Raw genomic sequence first — 16,477 nt, forward strand, 5'->3', positions numbered from 1 at the left:
TACCCCTCCGGTTACAGACGCAGCTCATCTGAGCTCCTGTCGGTAGATCCAAACTCATAGTTCTCAGATCTTTGGCAAGGGCACTGTGATTCCATAGGTTTTGTATAGAAACATGCATGTCACAGACCCCAACCGATTCCACAAATCCACCAGAATTCGCACCCAACTCTTACCCGCTGAGCGACATCATTAGCGTCAGACCCAGCCTCAAAACTCAACAAAATGCGCAAGCTGGCCGCGCAATGCCAACATAGAAGTGCTCCCTAGAAGAAAGAATCCGGTTAACGAGTCCAACTTCTAGGGAGCACTTCATTTATCTGCGAGCTCCATCAAAGTAAATCCGGTTTGAGTCCTCCTAAACGTAACGCTTGTTGCGCCGATGTAGGACAATTCCACAGCCGACGAGCAGTGTGCTTGCCATCAGCAATCCTGGAACTGCAACACCGGTCTTAGCCAAGCCTTGACCAGACTTTGGTTGGACATCTGGCTTCCCTGATTGAGGTTGCTTTGGCTGCGGTGGAGTTGGTTGCTTCACATCCTGCGCGATGACTGTGAAGGTAGCCTTGGCAGTGTCGAATGCTGGACTGTTTACGTGGACCGTATGTGTGCCGGGAGCAAAATTTTCTGGCACACTCCATGTCACTTCAATCATTCCCTTCTCATTAGCGATAAAGGATCCAACCTTGACCGGGTCAGAGTGAACCACTACCTCAGCTTCAGTTCCTGGCTTTACCCCAGCGATTGTAATGATAAGACTATCGCCTTGAGCGACAGTTTCCTTAGAAATCTTCACGTCTGGGGCTTTATCTACGATAGGCTGATCCGGCTTAGGCTGATCCGGCTTAGGCTGATCCGGCTTAGGCTGATCCGGCTTAGGCTGATCCGGCTTAGGCTGATCCGGCTTAGGCTGATCCGGCTTAGGCTGATCCGTGTCTGGCTTTTCTGGAGCTGGTTCAGTGTACTCCTCAAGCGCGAGTACCTGGTGACCTTCGGCCGTGTACTTCGTAACGGTGGCATCTTCGTGATCCCATGTACGCTGTGGAGCGGTACCGGCTGCTTCGCCGTTGATCGCGAGAGCCAAACCACTGTAACGGTTGATTAAGCGGAGGGAATCCTGAACATCTCCAGTAATTAGCTCGGTAGTTGGCATGATAAACCACTGCTGGCCGACATTTGTATCATCAAGGTCAGCTACCATCAAGGATGCGTCCCACGCACGTCCCTCTTGTTTTGTAGAGTCAACGCCCAAAGCCTTGCCATCCTGAGAAAGAATGAGGTAGGAACCATCATCGCGGTACTTGAACGTCCATGCGCCGTTTGTCTTGGTGACCTTCGTACCGCCAACAACAGAGGTGCCGTCTTCACCGATCATGAGCATCGCGCCTTGACCATTGGCAATAGTGTATATCTTTGATGCATCGACTGGTTCATATGGTTCATCAGCTGCAACCGACAGGTTGATCAAATCGGAGTAATTTCCGTCCATGCAACCAAATGAGCAGTATGCACGGAAGTTCTTACCAACAATGGTTGTGTTGGTCTTGTTAGCGGTGTCAAGGAACCAGCGATACCACGATGCACTCTGGTAGGCATCACCAGTATCACCGATCTTGACCCACTTTTGGGTGGCAAGATTGTCCGTTGCATAGTATTCCTGTGACGCCTTACCAGACTGGTCCTTATGCTGTGGCTGGCCGATATACATTCCGAGGTACGCATTGTAGGTAATGTCCATGACGAACAGTGGAGAAGTTCCTGGCATTAAACCTTTACTTACCTGTTCTTGAGCGGTGCCTGGGTTCTTCGGGTTGTACTCTTTGTCGATTGGAGTGTAGCCGGTTGGGTTGTCTTCAGTTACTGGAATGATGTTGGATTCCTTGCCCTTAATACCTGGCTCTTCCCACTTTCCGTTGTACCACTTTTGCCATGTGCCGGTCTTCATCTTTCCGGAAATTGGTGCACGAGCAACATGCTCATGGAAGGTGATCCATGTTCCACGCTTGTTGACAATACGTGAACCGTAGAATGCATAGAAGTAACCTGATCGATAGTCAACATACAAGCGTGGATCGCCGTCGCCATAATAATATGTATTGCCTGGGAAGGCTGCTTCATCGCCACGTACAGTACTGTATGGTGAGGTGATCGCGTGACCCGGGATCTCCCAACTCTTACCTTGATCGTGCGAAACTGCGTAATCAATGGAATCGTAGTGGAGTCCGTCATCAAACGGCTGAGGCGTGAATTCATTGTGAACTAAGCCGTACCAGTCACCAGTATCTGGATCTACCCAGATATTGATCAGGTCGCAGAAGTTCTTTTGGGAATATCGCGATTTCCCCGGAGCCATTGTTGATTCTTTACCAGTTGGACTGATGTTACATAACCTGGTTGTGTCTGGGTTTGTACCGGAATTGTTGAGTTCTTGGTCTGGGACCATATTATCCATATCCGGGCCGGAAAAGAACTGCCAGTGACGTGGCTGATCTGCACCGTACAACGCCGCCGCATGCAGGTAACGGAATTGTCCATCTTTGTCGATAAACGGCCATGCTGGGGTATCTGAAGGATTCTTCCATGTCGTTGTATCGTGGGACTCAACTGTGATGATGCCAGTGCCCTTATTCTTTACGTCGGGGGTCGGTGCTGGCGGTTCTGGAGCCGGCGGGGTATCGGTTTTGACGGCGGTGGCTGCATTGAACTCAGCAAGCGTCGCTACTTCTTCTGCGCTAGCATCTCCACCCCACGTCGACTGGTAAATAACTTTCACGCAGCGTGCTTCACGTGGCGCAAAGTTGATCGAGAAATCAACAAGATTGGCCGAGTCGTATGCTTTTCCAGAGGCTTTTTCGCCGTGAGCGGCTTCGGTAAATTCAGCCTGCTCAACAGTGCTTTCGGCCAGGCATTTATTGTCAACTGAAGTTTCAATCACGTACTTACCGATCCGGCCAGAACCATTTGATGATTGGCGAGGCGTCAAAGTTACCTGGCCGAGGTTTTCTACCTTCGTGCCCAGATCGATAACAAAATAGTGCGGCAGTGGGTCTTTTCCAGACCCACTATATGCGGTGTGCCAGTAGCTATCGCGATCGTTATCGAGGACCAGTTCGATCGGTCCATTTTTCCCTTCGTTGTTCGCAGTTGAATCAGCCTTGATAGCTGCCATCTGCTTTTGATCCATCAGCATGTATTTGTAATAAACGTCCCCGGCATATGCCGGTGTTATTCCAGCTGCCGAGACTAGGGCTGCAGTGAACATAGCGCATGCAGTTCCCCATCGTGCGCGATATTTCATGCTCTTACGCTCCCTTGCGTGTAGAGTTTGTTATTTCAATGATTTGCGCTGAAAAATAGCACTTACTTGCCGATACCTGGATGCCCCCATTGGCAAAACTTATATCGACATGTCCTTTTATTATTGCACTTTGCACAAAAAGTTGTGAGCTTTTTACAGTATCAAACCGAAGAACATCAATATTGCGTATTTATAGTTTATATTCGGTTTAACCTCAACTATGAGGCGTTACGTGACTGATGGGCCCGCAGAATTTCTGCGGGCCCATCAGTTTACTTTTATGAGATCTCTAAGTTTTAGAAGTCGCCAACCATAGTGGTGACGTCCAGAGCCTTGTTGAGAGTCTCTTCGTCAATCTCACCGCGCTCAACGAAGCCAAGGTCGATCACGGCTTCCTTGATGGTCATGTTGTGCTTAACCGAGTGCTTAGCAATCTTTGCTGCATGCTCGTAACCAATGTGACGGTTCAGCGGAGTAACAATCGATGGTGAGGACTCAGCCAGCTGCAAGCAGCGATCTTCGTTAGCGATAATGCCATCAACGGTGCGCTTTGCCAAAGTTTCAGCTACATTACCCAAAATCTCGATAGACTCGAGCAGATTCTGTGCCATCACTGGGAGCATGACGAGCAAATCGAAGTTGCCCTGTGCGCCAGCGAATGCGATAGCTGCATCGTTGCCGATAACCTGGGCAGCAACCTGGACGGTAGCTTCTGGAACGACTGGGTTAACCTTGCCTGGCATAATTGACGAACCTGGCTGCAGGTCTGGGAGGTGGATTTCACCAAGGCCGGTACGTGGACCAGAGCTCATCCAGCGCAGATCGTTAGCGATCTTGACGAAGGAAACAGCGATGGTGCGCAGTGCTCCGGAGGTCTCCACGAGGGAATCTTGGGCAGCCTGTGCTTCGAAGTGGTTGGTAGCCTCAACGAAAGGTTGACCGGTGTGCTCAGCGATCAGCTCGATCACGCGGGCCGAGAAACCAGCTGGTGTGTTGATACCGGTACCGACAGCAGTACCACCCAAAGGTAGTTCAGCCAGACGTGGCAGAGCAGCCTTGACGCGCTCAATACCCAAACGTACCTGAGCTGCGTAGCCGGAGAACTCCTGACCCAAAGTAATTGGGGTGGCATCCATCAAGTGGGTACGGCCAGACTTGACAATGTTCTTGAACTCTACAGCCTTGCCTTCAAGGGAGGTTGCCAAAATGTCGAGCTTTGGAAGCAGGTTGGTGTTGATAGCCTGAACAGCAGCAATGTGAATTGATGATGGGAAAACATCGTTCGAGGACTGCGAGCAGTTCACGTGGTCATTTGGGTGAACCTCAATACCAGAAGTTTTGGTAGCGATGGTTGAAAGAACTTCGTTGGTGTTCATGTTCGACGAGGTGCCCGAACCGGTCTGGAAGACGTCGATTGGGTACTGATCGTCATGCTTGCCAGCAATCACTTCATCTGCCGCGGCAACAATCGCTGCTGAACGCTCTTCATCGAGGGTGCCCAGTTCAAGATTTGCCAACGCTGCAGCACGCTTGATTTCAGCAAGTGCGTGCACGTGAGCAGGGGTAAGAGTCTTGCCCGAAATTGGGAAGTTCTCAACTGCACGCTGTGTTTGTGCACGGTACAAAGCGTCAACCGGTACGCGCACTTCACCCATGGTGTCGTGTTCGATGCGGTATTCGGTCATGTCATTCCTCCTTGTTTAGCGCCCGTATTGGCGCGGATAATTCACATAATATCGTGATCACATTGCTCTGACGTAGGGCGTACGTCCACTATGGCAGTAAAACAAAATAGCCGAGGTACCAGCGTCTCATATTATGCACGCGCAGTGATCTCTACTCGTTGGAATTCTTTAACATCCGAGTAACCGGTCATAGCCATTGAGTGACGCAAAGCACCAATCATGTTTGTAGTACCACGCGCATCGGTTGCTGGACCAAACAACAACTTTTCCAGTGGTCCAGCAGTACCAACATGGACGCGCTCACCACGCGGAAGTCGCGAATGGTATGCCTCGCCACCCCAGTGGAAGCCCTGCCCTGGCGCCTCATCAGCACGCGCGAGCGCCGTACCTAACATGACACCGTCGGCCCCGCAGGCGATCGCTTTAACTAAATCACCGGAGTGGGAAATCTGGCCGTCAGCAATAACATGCACATAGCGGCCACCGCTTTCGTCCATGTACTCACGACGAGCTGCTGCGACGTCGGCCACCGTCGTCGCCATTGGAACGGTAGCTCCGGCGGTGCGTACGTTTGCACTCGTTGCGCCACCACCAAAACCGGCCAAAACTCCGGCTGCTCCGGTTCGCATCAGGTGCAAGGCAGCTGTGTAGGAGGCAACGCCACCAACAATAACTGGTACGTCGAGTTCATAAATGAATCGCTTAAGGTTGAGCGGTTCGCGATTCGACGATACGTGCTCTGCGGAAACCACAGTTCCACGAATAATGAACAGATCTACCCCAGCGTCAACTACTGTACGCCAGTGTTCTTGGGTACGTTGCGGAGAAAGAGCACCAGCGACGACGACGCCGGCGTTGCGAATTTCTTCTAAACGTGCGGTTATCAATTCAGGTTTAATCGGTTCGCGATAAATACGTTGCATAAGTTTCGTCACGTATCCTGGTTCCGCGTTTGCAATGGCATCGAAATGTGGACGCGGATCGTCATATCGGGTCCACAAACCTTCAAGATCAAGGACGCCTACTCCCCCGTGCTTTCCTAGCTCGATAGCTGTTTGCGGGGACGTCACCGAATCCATCGGTGCACTCATCACTGGAATATCAAGTAAATGGGCATCTAGTTGCCACGATACTGACACATCAGTCGCATCGCGTGTACGCCGCGATGGGACGATGGAGATGTCGTCGAACGAATAACCTACACGGGCGCGTTTTCCGCGGCCAATTTCAATCTCTGCCACGTTTCTAAGACTACCAGCATCTGGCCGGTGGAGTAGAACACTGCATCGTATTAATACGAATTTATGACGGATACAGTCTCTATGATGGTAGTTAAGAAGCGAACGACGTCGATGCGGAGGTAGAAAATGTGGAGCGAACAGCCCATTGTAGGGTTCGATACCGAAACAACTGGGGTTGACCCTACCCGAGAACGGCTGGTGACAGCCTCGGTTATTGTGGTTGATGGCCAAGGTGCGCGGCGCCATTATTGGTTAGCTAATCCGGAAGTCGAGATTCCGTTACAGGCTCAAAATGTACACGGTATTTCTACCGAGCAAGCACGCCGTGAGGGTGAACCGATCGGGAAAGTATTGAACGAGGTTGCCGAATTGTTAGCTCACCACATGGCTGCTGGACATCCAGTCGTTGCATATAATGCAGCCTATGATTTCACTCTGATCGAATGTGAACTCGAACGGCATGGACTTCCCACACTTGCTGAACGTTTAGGCCATGAGGTTGGGCCAGTAGTAGATCCGTATATGCTGGATCGCAGTGTTGATCGGTATCGTAAAGGTAAACGCCGGTTGGAGAATCTTGCCGAACATTACGGCGTGGCTGATGATGATTCTTTCCATAATGCTGAAGCCGATGTCTTAGCAACCCTGCGAGTTTTAGGTGCTATGTTGCGCCGTTATCCAGAGCTAGCTCATGATTCTCTCGATCATCTCATGGATGTCCAGCGCCAAACCTACACCGAGTTTCAACAGTTTATGGCTAGTCGCAATGGTCAACAACTGACCGGACCATTGCCTTGGCCAGTTGCTAAGTAGCTTCGCCGTCAACCCACATCTTGAAAAACACAAGGTGGCACGGTTGTCGATAACAGACAACCGTGCCACCTTCGATCATGTCAGGCTAGGAGGCTAGCTCTGGGCTACCTCATCAATCAGTGACGGATCAGGTAATCGAAAGCGCCCAACGAAGCATTCGCTCCAGCACCAAGCGAAATCAACACCTGCTTGTACGGAATATCGGTAACATCGCCTGCAGCGAAGACTCCTGGCATGGATGTTGCGTTCTGAGAATCGATGGCTACTGCTCCCCGGTTGAGGTCCAGAACACCGTCGAGCCATTCGCTATTTGGTACGAGACCGATCTGTACAAACATACCGTTAGCATCAACAGTGTGGATTTCACCGTCAACGTCACGATATGATAAACCAGTCATGTCGGTACCGTCACCATGTACTTCCTGCAACGCAGCTGACGTAACAACCGAGGTGTTTGGCAATGATGCCAGCTTGTCGAGCAACACCTCGTCTGCCTTAAGCTCTGGCATCATTTCAATGACCGTCACGTCGGAGCAAATCCCCGCAAGATCGATAGCAGCTTCGATAGCCGAATTACCGCCACCGATAACAGCCACGGACTGTCCCTTGAATAGCGGGCCGTCACAGTGTGGGCAAAAGCTCACACCGTGGTTTCGATATTGATCTTCACCCGGTACGCCAGTTGTACGGTAGCGTGCACCGGTTGCAACCACAACCGACCTCGCACGCAACGTGATGTCACCCTCGAAGTCCACTGCGAACAAAGAGTTTTCATCCTTGTTATGCAGAGCACGAGCAGTCAAACCAGTAATAACCTCTACTCCGTAGTTGGTCATCGACTGGTTTAATTCGCTTCCAAGTTCGGTACCGCCGATCTTTTCGAGAACCGTGAGGTTTTCGATTGAAGCCGTATCGAGTACTTGACCGCCAACATTGTGTGTTGCTACGCCAACGCGTAACCCTTTACGTGCTGCATAGACAGCTGCGGATGCACCCGCAGGGCCACCACCAACGATCAGCATATCGAACGGTTCAACAGAGTTGAGCTTTTCCGCACGCTTCGCACCCGAGTTGGTGTCAAGCTTGGCGACGATCTCAGCAAGGCTCATACGGCCCTGTCCGAAGATTTCACCATCCATGAACACCGTCGGCACAGCCTTAATACCGTGCTCGTCGATCTCATTTTGGAAAGCTCCACCTTCAACTGCGGTGTGCTTGATTAACGGGTTGATCACGGACATAGCATTCAACGCCTGCACAACTGTTGGACAGTTTTGGCACGTCAGCGACATATAAGTGACAAACTCGTGCGGCTCATCAAGAGCTTTAATAGCTTCGATGACATCCTCATCAGCGCGCACCGGATGCCCGCCAACTTGAACCATGGCAAGCACGAAGCTGGAGAATTCTTCGCCCATCGGCAAGCCGGCGATACGCACCGAAACCTCGGAATCAACTCGCGAAATAGCAAACGACGGCGTGCGCCGATCTGGCACTTCAACGAACTCAATCAGCGGCGATAGCTCCGCAACCTGAGTGAGCATTTCGCGCATCTGTTCCGAACGTTTCGTTCCATCGAGCGAGGCTTCGAAACGAATAGGTACCTGAATATTCGATACCAGTCCTTTAAGCTGCGAAATAGTGTTTGAATCGAGGAACATTTAGAGCTTTCCTGCTAGGTCAAACGATGGAGCGAGAGTGTCTTCGCCTTCTTCCCACTTTGCTGGGCAAACTTCGCCTGGGTGCTGGTGTACATACTGCGCGGCCTTGACCTTGCGGAGCAATTCAGCAGCATTACGGCCCACACCCTCGGATGTGGTTTCGACGTACTGGATAACGCCTTCTGGATCAATCACGATTGTGGTGCGATCAGCGGCGCCTTCGCCTGGGCGAAGAGTATCGAACGCTTCGGCGATTTCACAGGTTGGGTCACCAACCATTGGGAACTGAATCTTACCGATGCGCTCTGAGGTCTCATGCCACGCCTTGTGGGAGAAATGCTTATCGGTGGAGAAGGAGTAGACCTTCACACCCATCTCCTGGAACTGACTGTAATGCTCTGCCATATCTTCGAGCTCGGTCGGGCAAACGAAGGTGAAATCTGCTGGGTAGAAGAACAGAATTGCCCACTGGCCCTTGTGATCTTCACTCGAAAGTTCGACGAACTCACCGTTGTGGTAGGCGCTTCCTGCCCACTGTGCTGCTTGAGTATTAATTAACGACATCAGATACCTTCTTTCCTGTGTTGAAACGACACATATCGACACTTGAGACTATAGTCCCTGTCAATTCTCTATGGGTACTTGTAAGGGTAAGGGTTTGTCACATCAAAATTGTTTGACAAACCGAACTTTATACATCTTACCAAGGGGGAGCATCAAAAACTGCTCCCCCTTGGAAAATCGGGCGTTACTTCGCTCAATAATGCATCAATTCACGAAATAATGCATCAGTTCGCACGGTAATTCGGCGCTGAAACAACATTCTGCACATCATGCGGATGCGACTCACGCAAACCTGCCGGGGTGATTCGAACAAAACGACCACGCTTCATCTCGGCAATAGTATGCGCTCCAATGTAGAACATCGTTTGATGTAAGCCACCAACCAGTTGGTAAATGACCGACCCAACCGGACCGGTAGCAGAGACTGACCCTTCGATACCTTCCGGCACGATTTTTTCATCAGACTTCACATCCGCCTGGAAGTAACGATCCTTTGAATAGGAAACACGCCCACGGGAACTCATTGCACCCAGCGAACCCATCCCGCGGTATGCCTTCACACGTTGGCCGTTCATATCAATCACTTCACCAGGCGATTCATCCGAACCAGCAAGAAGCGAGCCCAGCATCACCGATGAAGCACCAGCAACAATTGCTTTACCGATATCGCCAGAGTAATGCAGACCGCCGTCTGCAATGAGTGGAATCCCAGCCGGCCCACACGCCTGAGCCGCAAGATGGATCGCAGTTAGTTGTGGAACGCCAACACCGGCGACCACGCGCGTCGTACAAATCGACCCTGGACCGACTCCTACTTTGACAGCGTCAACTCCGGCATCAATGAGGGCTTGGGCGCCCTCAGTGGTAGCAATGTTACCGCCAATGATCTGGACATGATTAAATTGCGGGTCCGCTTTAATTCGACGAATCTGTTCCAAGGCAAGCTGGGCACCACCATTTGCCGTATCGACAACTAAGACATCCACGCCAGCCTGTGCGAGCGCGACAGCACGATCCCATGCATCGCCCCAGTAACCAATAGCGGCACCAACACGCAACCGGCCGTTCTCATCGACCGTCGCCTTGGATGAATCCTCATCCGATTCGAGAGCAACTGGTGTAGCTTTGACCTCTGCGACCTGAGCGGCCTGATCTTCAATAGACGAATTGCGATGCAAAATACCAATACCGCCAAGCCGAGCCATAGCGATAGCCATTCGAGATTCGGTGACAGTATCCATTGCTGCCGAAATGATCGGCAGGTGGAGTTTAATTTTCCGAGTCAAGAATGTTGTCGTATCTACTGCAGACGGAACAACATCTGTTTCTTCAGGAAGAAGGAGTACATCATCATAAGTCAGCCCGGTGAGGGCGAAAGGATTCTCAACCATTCTCTAAGTTTACGTGTTTGATTGAGTCTGTAAAAGATAGGTAAAACTTGTAACGCGTCACTATTTAGTTCAAATTTTATAATCACGCTTAACACTATCTGTCAATGCAAGCAACACCACAGTAAAACTGCCGTCTAATCTCACTAACCCCCTTGTTTTACCACCAGTCACATTGGTAACGTAGACGGAGTTGAAAATTGCACGAATGAACAGGACGTGACATTAGTGGTCGCCCGTATTAAGGATGTTTCCGGAGCTCTCGTAGATTTCTGGGACTGGCAAGCGCTTGGAAGCTGTAACGAAATGGACCCCGAGTTCTTCTTCCACCCGGAAGGCGAACGAGGTGGCCCCCGTCGTCGTCGTATCGAACGAGCCAAGCGTATTTGCCAAACCTGCCCAGTGATTGACGAGTGCCGCGAATACGCTCTGGTCAACCATGAGCCCTACGGTGTGTGGGGTGGCTTATCTGAAGAAGAGCGCAACCGCCTCATCTCAGCAAAGCGCCATAGCCGTACCGCTTGAAACTTATACGTTTTTCGTATACATAACTAAAAGTGTGGCCCGCGTACTTAACGTTCGCGGGCCACACCTTTTAAGTCCTCACTCAGTGAGTAACGATTGCAAGCACGTCGCGCTGAGAAAGAATCAAGTACTCTTCAGCACCGTACTTCACCTCAGTACCACCGTACTTGGAGTAAATAACCAAATCGCCAACCTTAACGTCCACTGGGACACGGTTGCCGTTGTCGTCTAGGAATTCATACTCAAGTTCTGCGCATTTATTACAACTGCATACTATCAAGTATCTCTTCTACTAACACATGAACTGTTGAGTATCCCGAGTGGTCTTTATCAATAGTTTCACGCATGTTAGTAGCAGAAATGCCGAGCTGACTCAATCGCTCCTTGGAATGTTCACATGCCTGATAGATTTCCTCACGAGAATAACTGAACTGCACATTCTTTTTATATCTACCATTGTGATGTTTTTTCAATTTCTCCAAACAGTCTTTTTTGGTAGTTACACCAGTTCCCTTCTCGTAATGCAAGAGAAGCCAGTATTCAAATTGCGGTGACGAAAACGCAATTCCTCGAGAGTCATCCTTGGCCTGCCAATCAACAACCTTTCGCAACTTTTCTCGTTTGGATCGTTGATTTCCCTGTTCATCACGATCCAGTACTATCCAAACTTGATCACCCGTAATCAACTTCTCCTGGCGAGCTTTCACATCAGTAGCTCTTATCAAAGATTCTGGGTCCGAATTCTTACCAATGCTCGAAATTAATTTAATCCTCTTGTTTCTAAATATTTCTTGCTTAAAATACTGCTCTTCAGTCTCACCCTCAACTATGATAATGAATAGTTTGAGATACGACCTTTTCCCAGATTTTCGCTCTTTTGCTTTCAGTTTATTTCGACTCACAGTGAGCTCGATCCTAGTTCACCCTTCGGAAATTTGACCGGCATAATATCCGGCACTCCCCCAAACCTTCCTTGGAGATAACTCCTGCGAATATCGCTATCTTTGCGGATACCATCAAATTCGGAAAGAACCGTCAACGACGTCTCCCCATTCTTATCTTTTTCTGTTATCCACATTTCGTCTCTACGCAAACGGTGAGGATCCATTAACAGCAAATCGTGCGTCGTAAAGATAAGTTGCGAACGTGAAGTTTTACTTACTGTATCCAGATAACCATCAATAATTGCCCTTGACAGCTCTGTATGGAAGCTTCGATCAAACTCATCAATGGCGATAACCATATCATTCTGTGTGGCCAGCGCAATTAAGTTGAGTATCTCAACCGCGTTCTTTGTACCGTCTGACTCTAAACTCCACGGCAAATCTTTAACAACTCCATTAGAACATCCATGGACAAGTGAAACACGTCGCGCCTCGATTTTAGCACTAGCATCTTCTGAGGAAGCCAGTTCATATCGAGCTTCTGGAGTTACTAACTGAATAGTTTTAAATTTACTTATCAACTCCTCAAGCGCTATATTCTCGTTAACGACTTCAGTCAACGTTTCAATATCGATAGGTTCTTTTGCGACTTTCGCAATCCCAGCATCGATCTGTACAATCGCGTCTTCCCATGCATCAATATTGGTAGTTAGCGGCGTGTCCAAACTCAAGAAATTCTGATCAACAATGAACAATTTCTCTAACCATTGATAAGGCGCACGGATTTCTTCAAGTACGCTTAAAAAACGATTAGGATTCCCATCACCTGTTTTCTGAAGAAGTTCTCGGAGAAACTCGTGGTTCAAGCTCTCAAAATGCGAAACAACTGGAGTATTATCTGGCACTGTGCCAAGGAGAAGACTTGAGAAGACCTCATTGGTGCTATCGCCATAATGTAGCAACTGTTCTGCTCGGTCAAAGATTACTATCTCACTTCGGGCAGAATAACGAGAAAGTTTTTCTTCCAACACCTTCGATTCAGTAAAGCTAATAACATACTCGTAAAAAGTATCTTCTGAAAGAAATACTAGTTCAAATTGGGTTGGCCTAGTTGGCACATCTGTAAAACGAAATGGGTTATATGGTATTTCTTTTCCAACACTTGGAGGTGTTAGGACGAATTGTTTCAGCGCATTGAGAGCTTTAATAAGTGTAGATTTACCTGACGCGTTGGCACCAAAAACCGCAGCAATAGGGTTGATATATTTTCTATACGATGCCACATGCGCTAAGCGCTCGCGAAAACGTTGTTCCCGCTCAGCGATCATATTAAGCGAAACTGCTTGATTAATGGATCCGAAATTCTCGACCTGAAAGTCAATTAACATAGACTACACGTTACCATATGTTGCAAAATACCTACGCCTTTTGTAACGATATTTAACTTCAGACTTATTTAATTATGAGGCTGCTGAAGGCCGATACCAAAGGTGTGGCCCGCGTACTTAACGTTCGCGGGCCACACCTTTTAAGTCCTCACTCAGTGAGTAACGATTGCAAGCACGTCGCGCTGAGAAAGAATCAAGTACTCTTCAGCACCGTACTTCACCTCAGTACCACCGTACTTGGAGTAAATAACCAAATCGCCAACCTTAACGTCCATTGGGACACGGTTGCCGTTGTCATCTACACGACCTGGACCTACTGCTACAACTTCACCCTCTTGTGGCTTTTCCTTGGCAGAATCTACCAGGACCAGACCAGAAGCGGTGGTTTCTTCAGCTTCAACCTGCTTAATGACGATACGATCGTCAAGCGGCTTGATGGAGACGGACATCCGGCTCCCCCTTCTTTTGCTCGAAAATACTAGCTACCTGCCTGGTTTCGCCGTCGCGGTGTACGAAACCGAGCACCACGCGGAAATCTTCCGCGTCCATGTATAAGAGTAGAGCGAAATCTAGCACTCGGTCAAAAGGAGTGCCAGTAAATCGCTGAGCGCGAATGCGGCTCGCCATGAGACGATAGAAGCATGAGCATGATAGACGCCCTTCTTTCCGCCGATGGCAAGCATCTTCTTTCCCAGCTACCACCCTACGATCCACAAAATGTTTTCTCGCTAACGACCCAGTTACGCGCCTCCGGTTTCGACCCAGAGCTCATCGCCGCTGCCCTCACCCAATCCCGGCTACGCGACAAAGCAGCAAGCAAGTTTGGACCATTCGCACAAGAGATGTTCTTCACCGCCGACGGCGTCGAACAAGCAACTCGCTTGTCAGTAGGTGTCCACCATGCTCAACGGTTCCGTGCCGCCCATGCCCAACACGTCATTGATCTCGGCTGCGGTATCGGAGCAGACTCGATGGCTTTTGCAGGCCTAGGGCTTCACGTGAGCGCAATCGAACAAGATGGGGATACCGCACTCGCAGCACGTGCTAACCTCTCCCCTTTCCCCGAAGCAACCGTCATTCATGCCGACGGGCGCGAACTCGATCTTGCCGAGCTTCGCGCTGACGCACTATGGCTCGACCCCGCGCGTCGCCACAACGGGCAACGAATCAACGATCCCGAACATTGGTCTCCCGCATTATCAACCGCGCTGACCTTAGCAAAAGACTTCCCCACAGCAGGCATCAAAGTCGCCCCCGGCATCGACTATGACTACCTTCCACCAAACGCACACGTCCAATGGATCAGTGTTAATGGAGACCTACTCGAAGCAGTCATCTGGCTGGGAGAAGCTGCCCCGGAACCTGGGCGTAGCGCACTTGTCATTCACGATCAACAAACGACGGCGTATGACGCGCAGGTAACAAGTGCAGATAGTCCGGCCGACATGGTCGAGCCACGCGAGCTAGCTCACTACCTCTACGAGCCAGACCCTGCCATCATTCGCTCCGGCGCAATCGCGCGCCTGTGTGCCGAGTTCAATCTTGCCCCAGTTTCCCACAATATTGCCTACTTATCAGGCGCCGACGCACACGATTCGCCGTTGCTGACACGCTTTGTTGTTGACGACGTCCTACCCTTCGACGTGAAAAAAGTACGAGCATACCTGGGGAGCCGGGGTATCGGCGTCGTCGAAATTAAGAAACGTGGAACGACAATCGATCCAGCACTATGGCGGAAGAAGTTAAAGCTCAATCCGAAAAATACTGCTCAGGCGACGTTGATTGCCACACCGATAGAAGGCCACCATCGGATCGTCGTTGCCCACCGCGGCTAGCAACTATCGTTACCTCGCGGCTGTCTTGCTAAACCGTTCTTCAGTAAATGATAGTAGTTTCGCGGGCAAGACCAGTATCAACCGTAATATTCAACGGCGAAGGCTCAACGCCATTACGCACCATCTCCCAGCCCAAAGCCGCGATCATTGCACCGTTATCGGTACAGTAGCGGATTGGCGGGATACGCACGGTAACGCCATACTCCGCGGCGCGCTCTTCGGCCAGTTCACGCAACCGCGAATTAGCCGAGAAACCACCACCGATGACGAGGGTATCGCAGTCGTTGCGCTTGCACGCCTCGAACGCTTTACGCGAAAGAACATCAGTAACGGCTTCGGAAAAACCAGCCGCAATATCGGCTTTAGGGATCTCTTCCCCGCGCGCTTCTAGCCCTTCAATATGGCGAGCAACCGCAGTTTTTAACCCCGAGAACGAATAGTCATAGGCGTGGACGTCTTTATCTTTGACCCGGCTCAATCCGCGCGGGAAGCGAATAGCATGACGGTCGCCTTCTTTGGAAAGACGATCGATATGCGGGCCACCCGGGTATGGTAGGCCGAGAAGTCGCCCAACTTTATCGAAGGCTTCGCCGGCTGCATCATCCAAGGTTCCGCCTAGTTCGACGACGTCGGTGGCGATATTGCGAATATCGAGCAGGTGCGAGTGCCCGCCAGAGACCACCAAACCAATGAAACGCTCCGGGAACGCGCCATGTACCAGCTGATCGACAGCAATATGCCCAATAATGTGATTGACTCCGTAGAACGGCTTATTCAACGCCAACGCAAGCGACTTCGCAGCAGAAACACCAACCGTAAGCGGACCGACGAGGCCAGGGCCAGCCGTAGCAGCAATCGCGTCCACCTCATCGAGTGTCACGCCAGCTTTTTCCAGTGCCGCATCAAGTGTTGGAACAAACTGTTCAAGATGAGCGCGCGAGGCGATCTCCGGAATAATGCCGCCATAGCGCGCATACTCATCCATCGACGTTGCCGTCACGTCAGCTAACAACTCACCATTACGCACTAACGCGATACCGGTCTCATCACACGAGGTTTCTACGCCTAAAATCAGTTCATTCACGTTATCCAGTTTAATAGATTCATCAAGGCTTGTATGTAGCACATGTTGTTAGATACGGGACACACGGGGATACACAAGAGGGCCACAACCTTACAGGTTGTGGCCCTCTTCGTG

At 50.4% G+C, this 16,477-nt stretch carries 15 protein-coding genes and 1 pseudogene; 4 read left to right on the plus strand and 12 right to left on the minus strand.

Annotated features, from left to right (window positions below):
- The first annotated feature begins 116 nt into the window (after positions 1-116).
- The gene (locus JTE88_RS06725) at positions 117-254 is read left to right on the plus strand and encodes a hypothetical protein (RefSeq protein WP_204423803.1); all 138 of its coding nucleotides are present in this window, start codon (positions 117-119) and stop codon (positions 252-254) included.
- A gap of 101 nt (positions 255-355) precedes the next feature.
- Here JTE88_RS06725 and JTE88_RS06730 read toward each other — a convergent pair whose 3' ends face one another.
- The 3 genes from JTE88_RS06730 to JTE88_RS06740 all read right to left on the minus strand — a co-directional run bounded on the left by JTE88_RS06730 (position 356) and on the right by JTE88_RS06740 (position 6,221).
- Positions 356-3,295 carry a discoidin domain-containing protein gene (locus JTE88_RS06730; protein ID WP_204423804.1) on the minus strand — a complete coding sequence of 980 codons (2,940 nt, stop codon included), beginning with the start codon at positions 3,293-3,295 and terminating at the stop codon, positions 356-358.
- Between the two features lie 296 nt (positions 3,296-3,591).
- Positions 3,592-4,980, minus strand: a complete 1,389-nt coding sequence (locus tag JTE88_RS06735; protein WP_204423806.1) for a class II fumarate hydratase — start codon at positions 4,978-4,980, stop codon at positions 3,592-3,594.
- A gap of 131 nt (positions 4,981-5,111) precedes the next feature.
- Positions 5,112-6,221, minus strand: coding sequence for a GuaB3 family IMP dehydrogenase-related protein (locus tag JTE88_RS06740; protein WP_204423807.1), 1,110 nt, complete (start codon positions 6,219-6,221; stop codon positions 5,112-5,114).
- Positions 6,222-6,347: 126 nt separating this feature from the next.
- On the opposite strand from JTE88_RS06740, the gene JTE88_RS06745 reads away from it, so the two are divergent.
- Complete coding sequence (locus JTE88_RS06745; RefSeq protein ID WP_204423809.1) at positions 6,348-7,034, plus strand: exonuclease domain-containing protein; 687 nt, start codon at positions 6,348-6,350, stop codon at positions 7,032-7,034.
- A 116-nt stretch (positions 7,035-7,150) separates the two neighbouring features.
- Here JTE88_RS06745 and ahpF read toward each other — a convergent pair whose 3' ends face one another.
- From ahpF to guaB, 3 genes are all read right to left on the minus strand, one after another.
- Positions 7,151-8,695, minus strand: a complete 1,545-nt coding sequence (ahpF, locus tag JTE88_RS06750) for an alkyl hydroperoxide reductase subunit F (RefSeq protein WP_204423810.1) — start codon at positions 8,693-8,695, stop codon at positions 7,151-7,153.
- On the minus strand, positions 8,696-9,259 hold the full coding sequence (gene ahpC, locus JTE88_RS06755) for an alkyl hydroperoxide reductase subunit C (protein ID WP_204423812.1): 564 nt from the start codon (positions 9,257-9,259) through the stop codon (positions 8,696-8,698). It abuts the gene before it with no gap.
- Between the two features lie 224 nt (positions 9,260-9,483).
- On the minus strand, positions 9,484-10,650 hold the full coding sequence (guaB, locus tag JTE88_RS06760; protein WP_204423813.1) for an IMP dehydrogenase: 1,167 nt from the start codon (positions 10,648-10,650) through the stop codon (positions 9,484-9,486).
- Between the two features lie 303 nt (positions 10,651-10,953).
- Here guaB and JTE88_RS06765 point away from each other — a divergent pair, with 303 nt between their 5' ends.
- Positions 10,954-11,172, plus strand: coding sequence for a WhiB family transcriptional regulator (locus JTE88_RS06765; RefSeq protein ID WP_239519592.1), 219 nt, complete (start codon positions 10,954-10,956; stop codon positions 11,170-11,172).
- A gap of 82 nt (positions 11,173-11,254) precedes the next feature.
- Here the strand turns inward: JTE88_RS06765 and JTE88_RS06770 are convergent.
- The 5 genes and pseudogenes from JTE88_RS06770 to JTE88_RS06790 all read right to left on the minus strand — a co-directional run.
- Positions 11,255-11,404 (minus strand): annotated as a pseudogene (locus tag JTE88_RS06770) (co-chaperone GroES); the annotation flags it as partial.
- Between the two features lie 28 nt (positions 11,405-11,432).
- Positions 11,433-12,074: an RloB family protein gene (locus tag JTE88_RS06775; protein WP_204423816.1), complete on the minus strand. Its 642-nt coding sequence runs from the start codon at positions 12,072-12,074 to the stop codon at positions 11,433-11,435.
- Entirely contained in the window at positions 12,071-13,444 is a 1,374-nt protein-coding gene (locus JTE88_RS06780) for an AAA family ATPase (protein WP_204423818.1), read from the minus strand. The genes JTE88_RS06775 and JTE88_RS06780 overlap by 4 nt, the downstream gene beginning before the upstream one ends.
- Positions 13,445-13,596: 152 nt before the next feature.
- Positions 13,597-13,893: a co-chaperone GroES gene (gene groES / locus JTE88_RS06785; protein WP_204423820.1), complete on the minus strand. Its 297-nt coding sequence runs from the start codon at positions 13,891-13,893 to the stop codon at positions 13,597-13,599.
- The gene (locus tag JTE88_RS06790) at positions 13,868-14,071 is read right to left on the minus strand and encodes a hypothetical protein (RefSeq protein WP_204423822.1); all 204 of its coding nucleotides are present in this window, start codon (positions 14,069-14,071) and stop codon (positions 13,868-13,870) included. Before JTE88_RS06790 ends, groES begins: the two co-directional genes overlap by 26 nt.
- A 14-nt stretch (positions 14,072-14,085) precedes the next feature.
- Here JTE88_RS06790 and JTE88_RS06795 point away from each other — a divergent pair, with 14 nt between their 5' ends.
- A complete protein-coding gene (locus tag JTE88_RS06795) occupies positions 14,086-15,279 on the plus strand; it encodes a class I SAM-dependent methyltransferase (protein ID WP_204423824.1) in 1,194 nt (397 codons plus the stop codon).
- A gap of 40 nt (positions 15,280-15,319) precedes the next feature.
- Here JTE88_RS06795 and tsaD read toward each other — a convergent pair whose 3' ends face one another.
- Positions 15,320-16,354, minus strand: a complete 1,035-nt coding sequence (tsaD, locus tag JTE88_RS06800; RefSeq protein ID WP_420826945.1) for a tRNA (adenosine(37)-N6)-threonylcarbamoyltransferase complex transferase subunit TsaD — start codon at positions 16,352-16,354, stop codon at positions 15,320-15,322.
- Between the last annotated feature and the right edge of the window lie 123 nt (positions 16,355-16,477).

This window comes from Arcanobacterium phocisimile, from assembly GCF_016904675.1.
Classification (GTDB): Bacteria; Actinomycetota; Actinomycetes; order Actinomycetales; family Actinomycetaceae; genus Arcanobacterium; species Arcanobacterium phocisimile.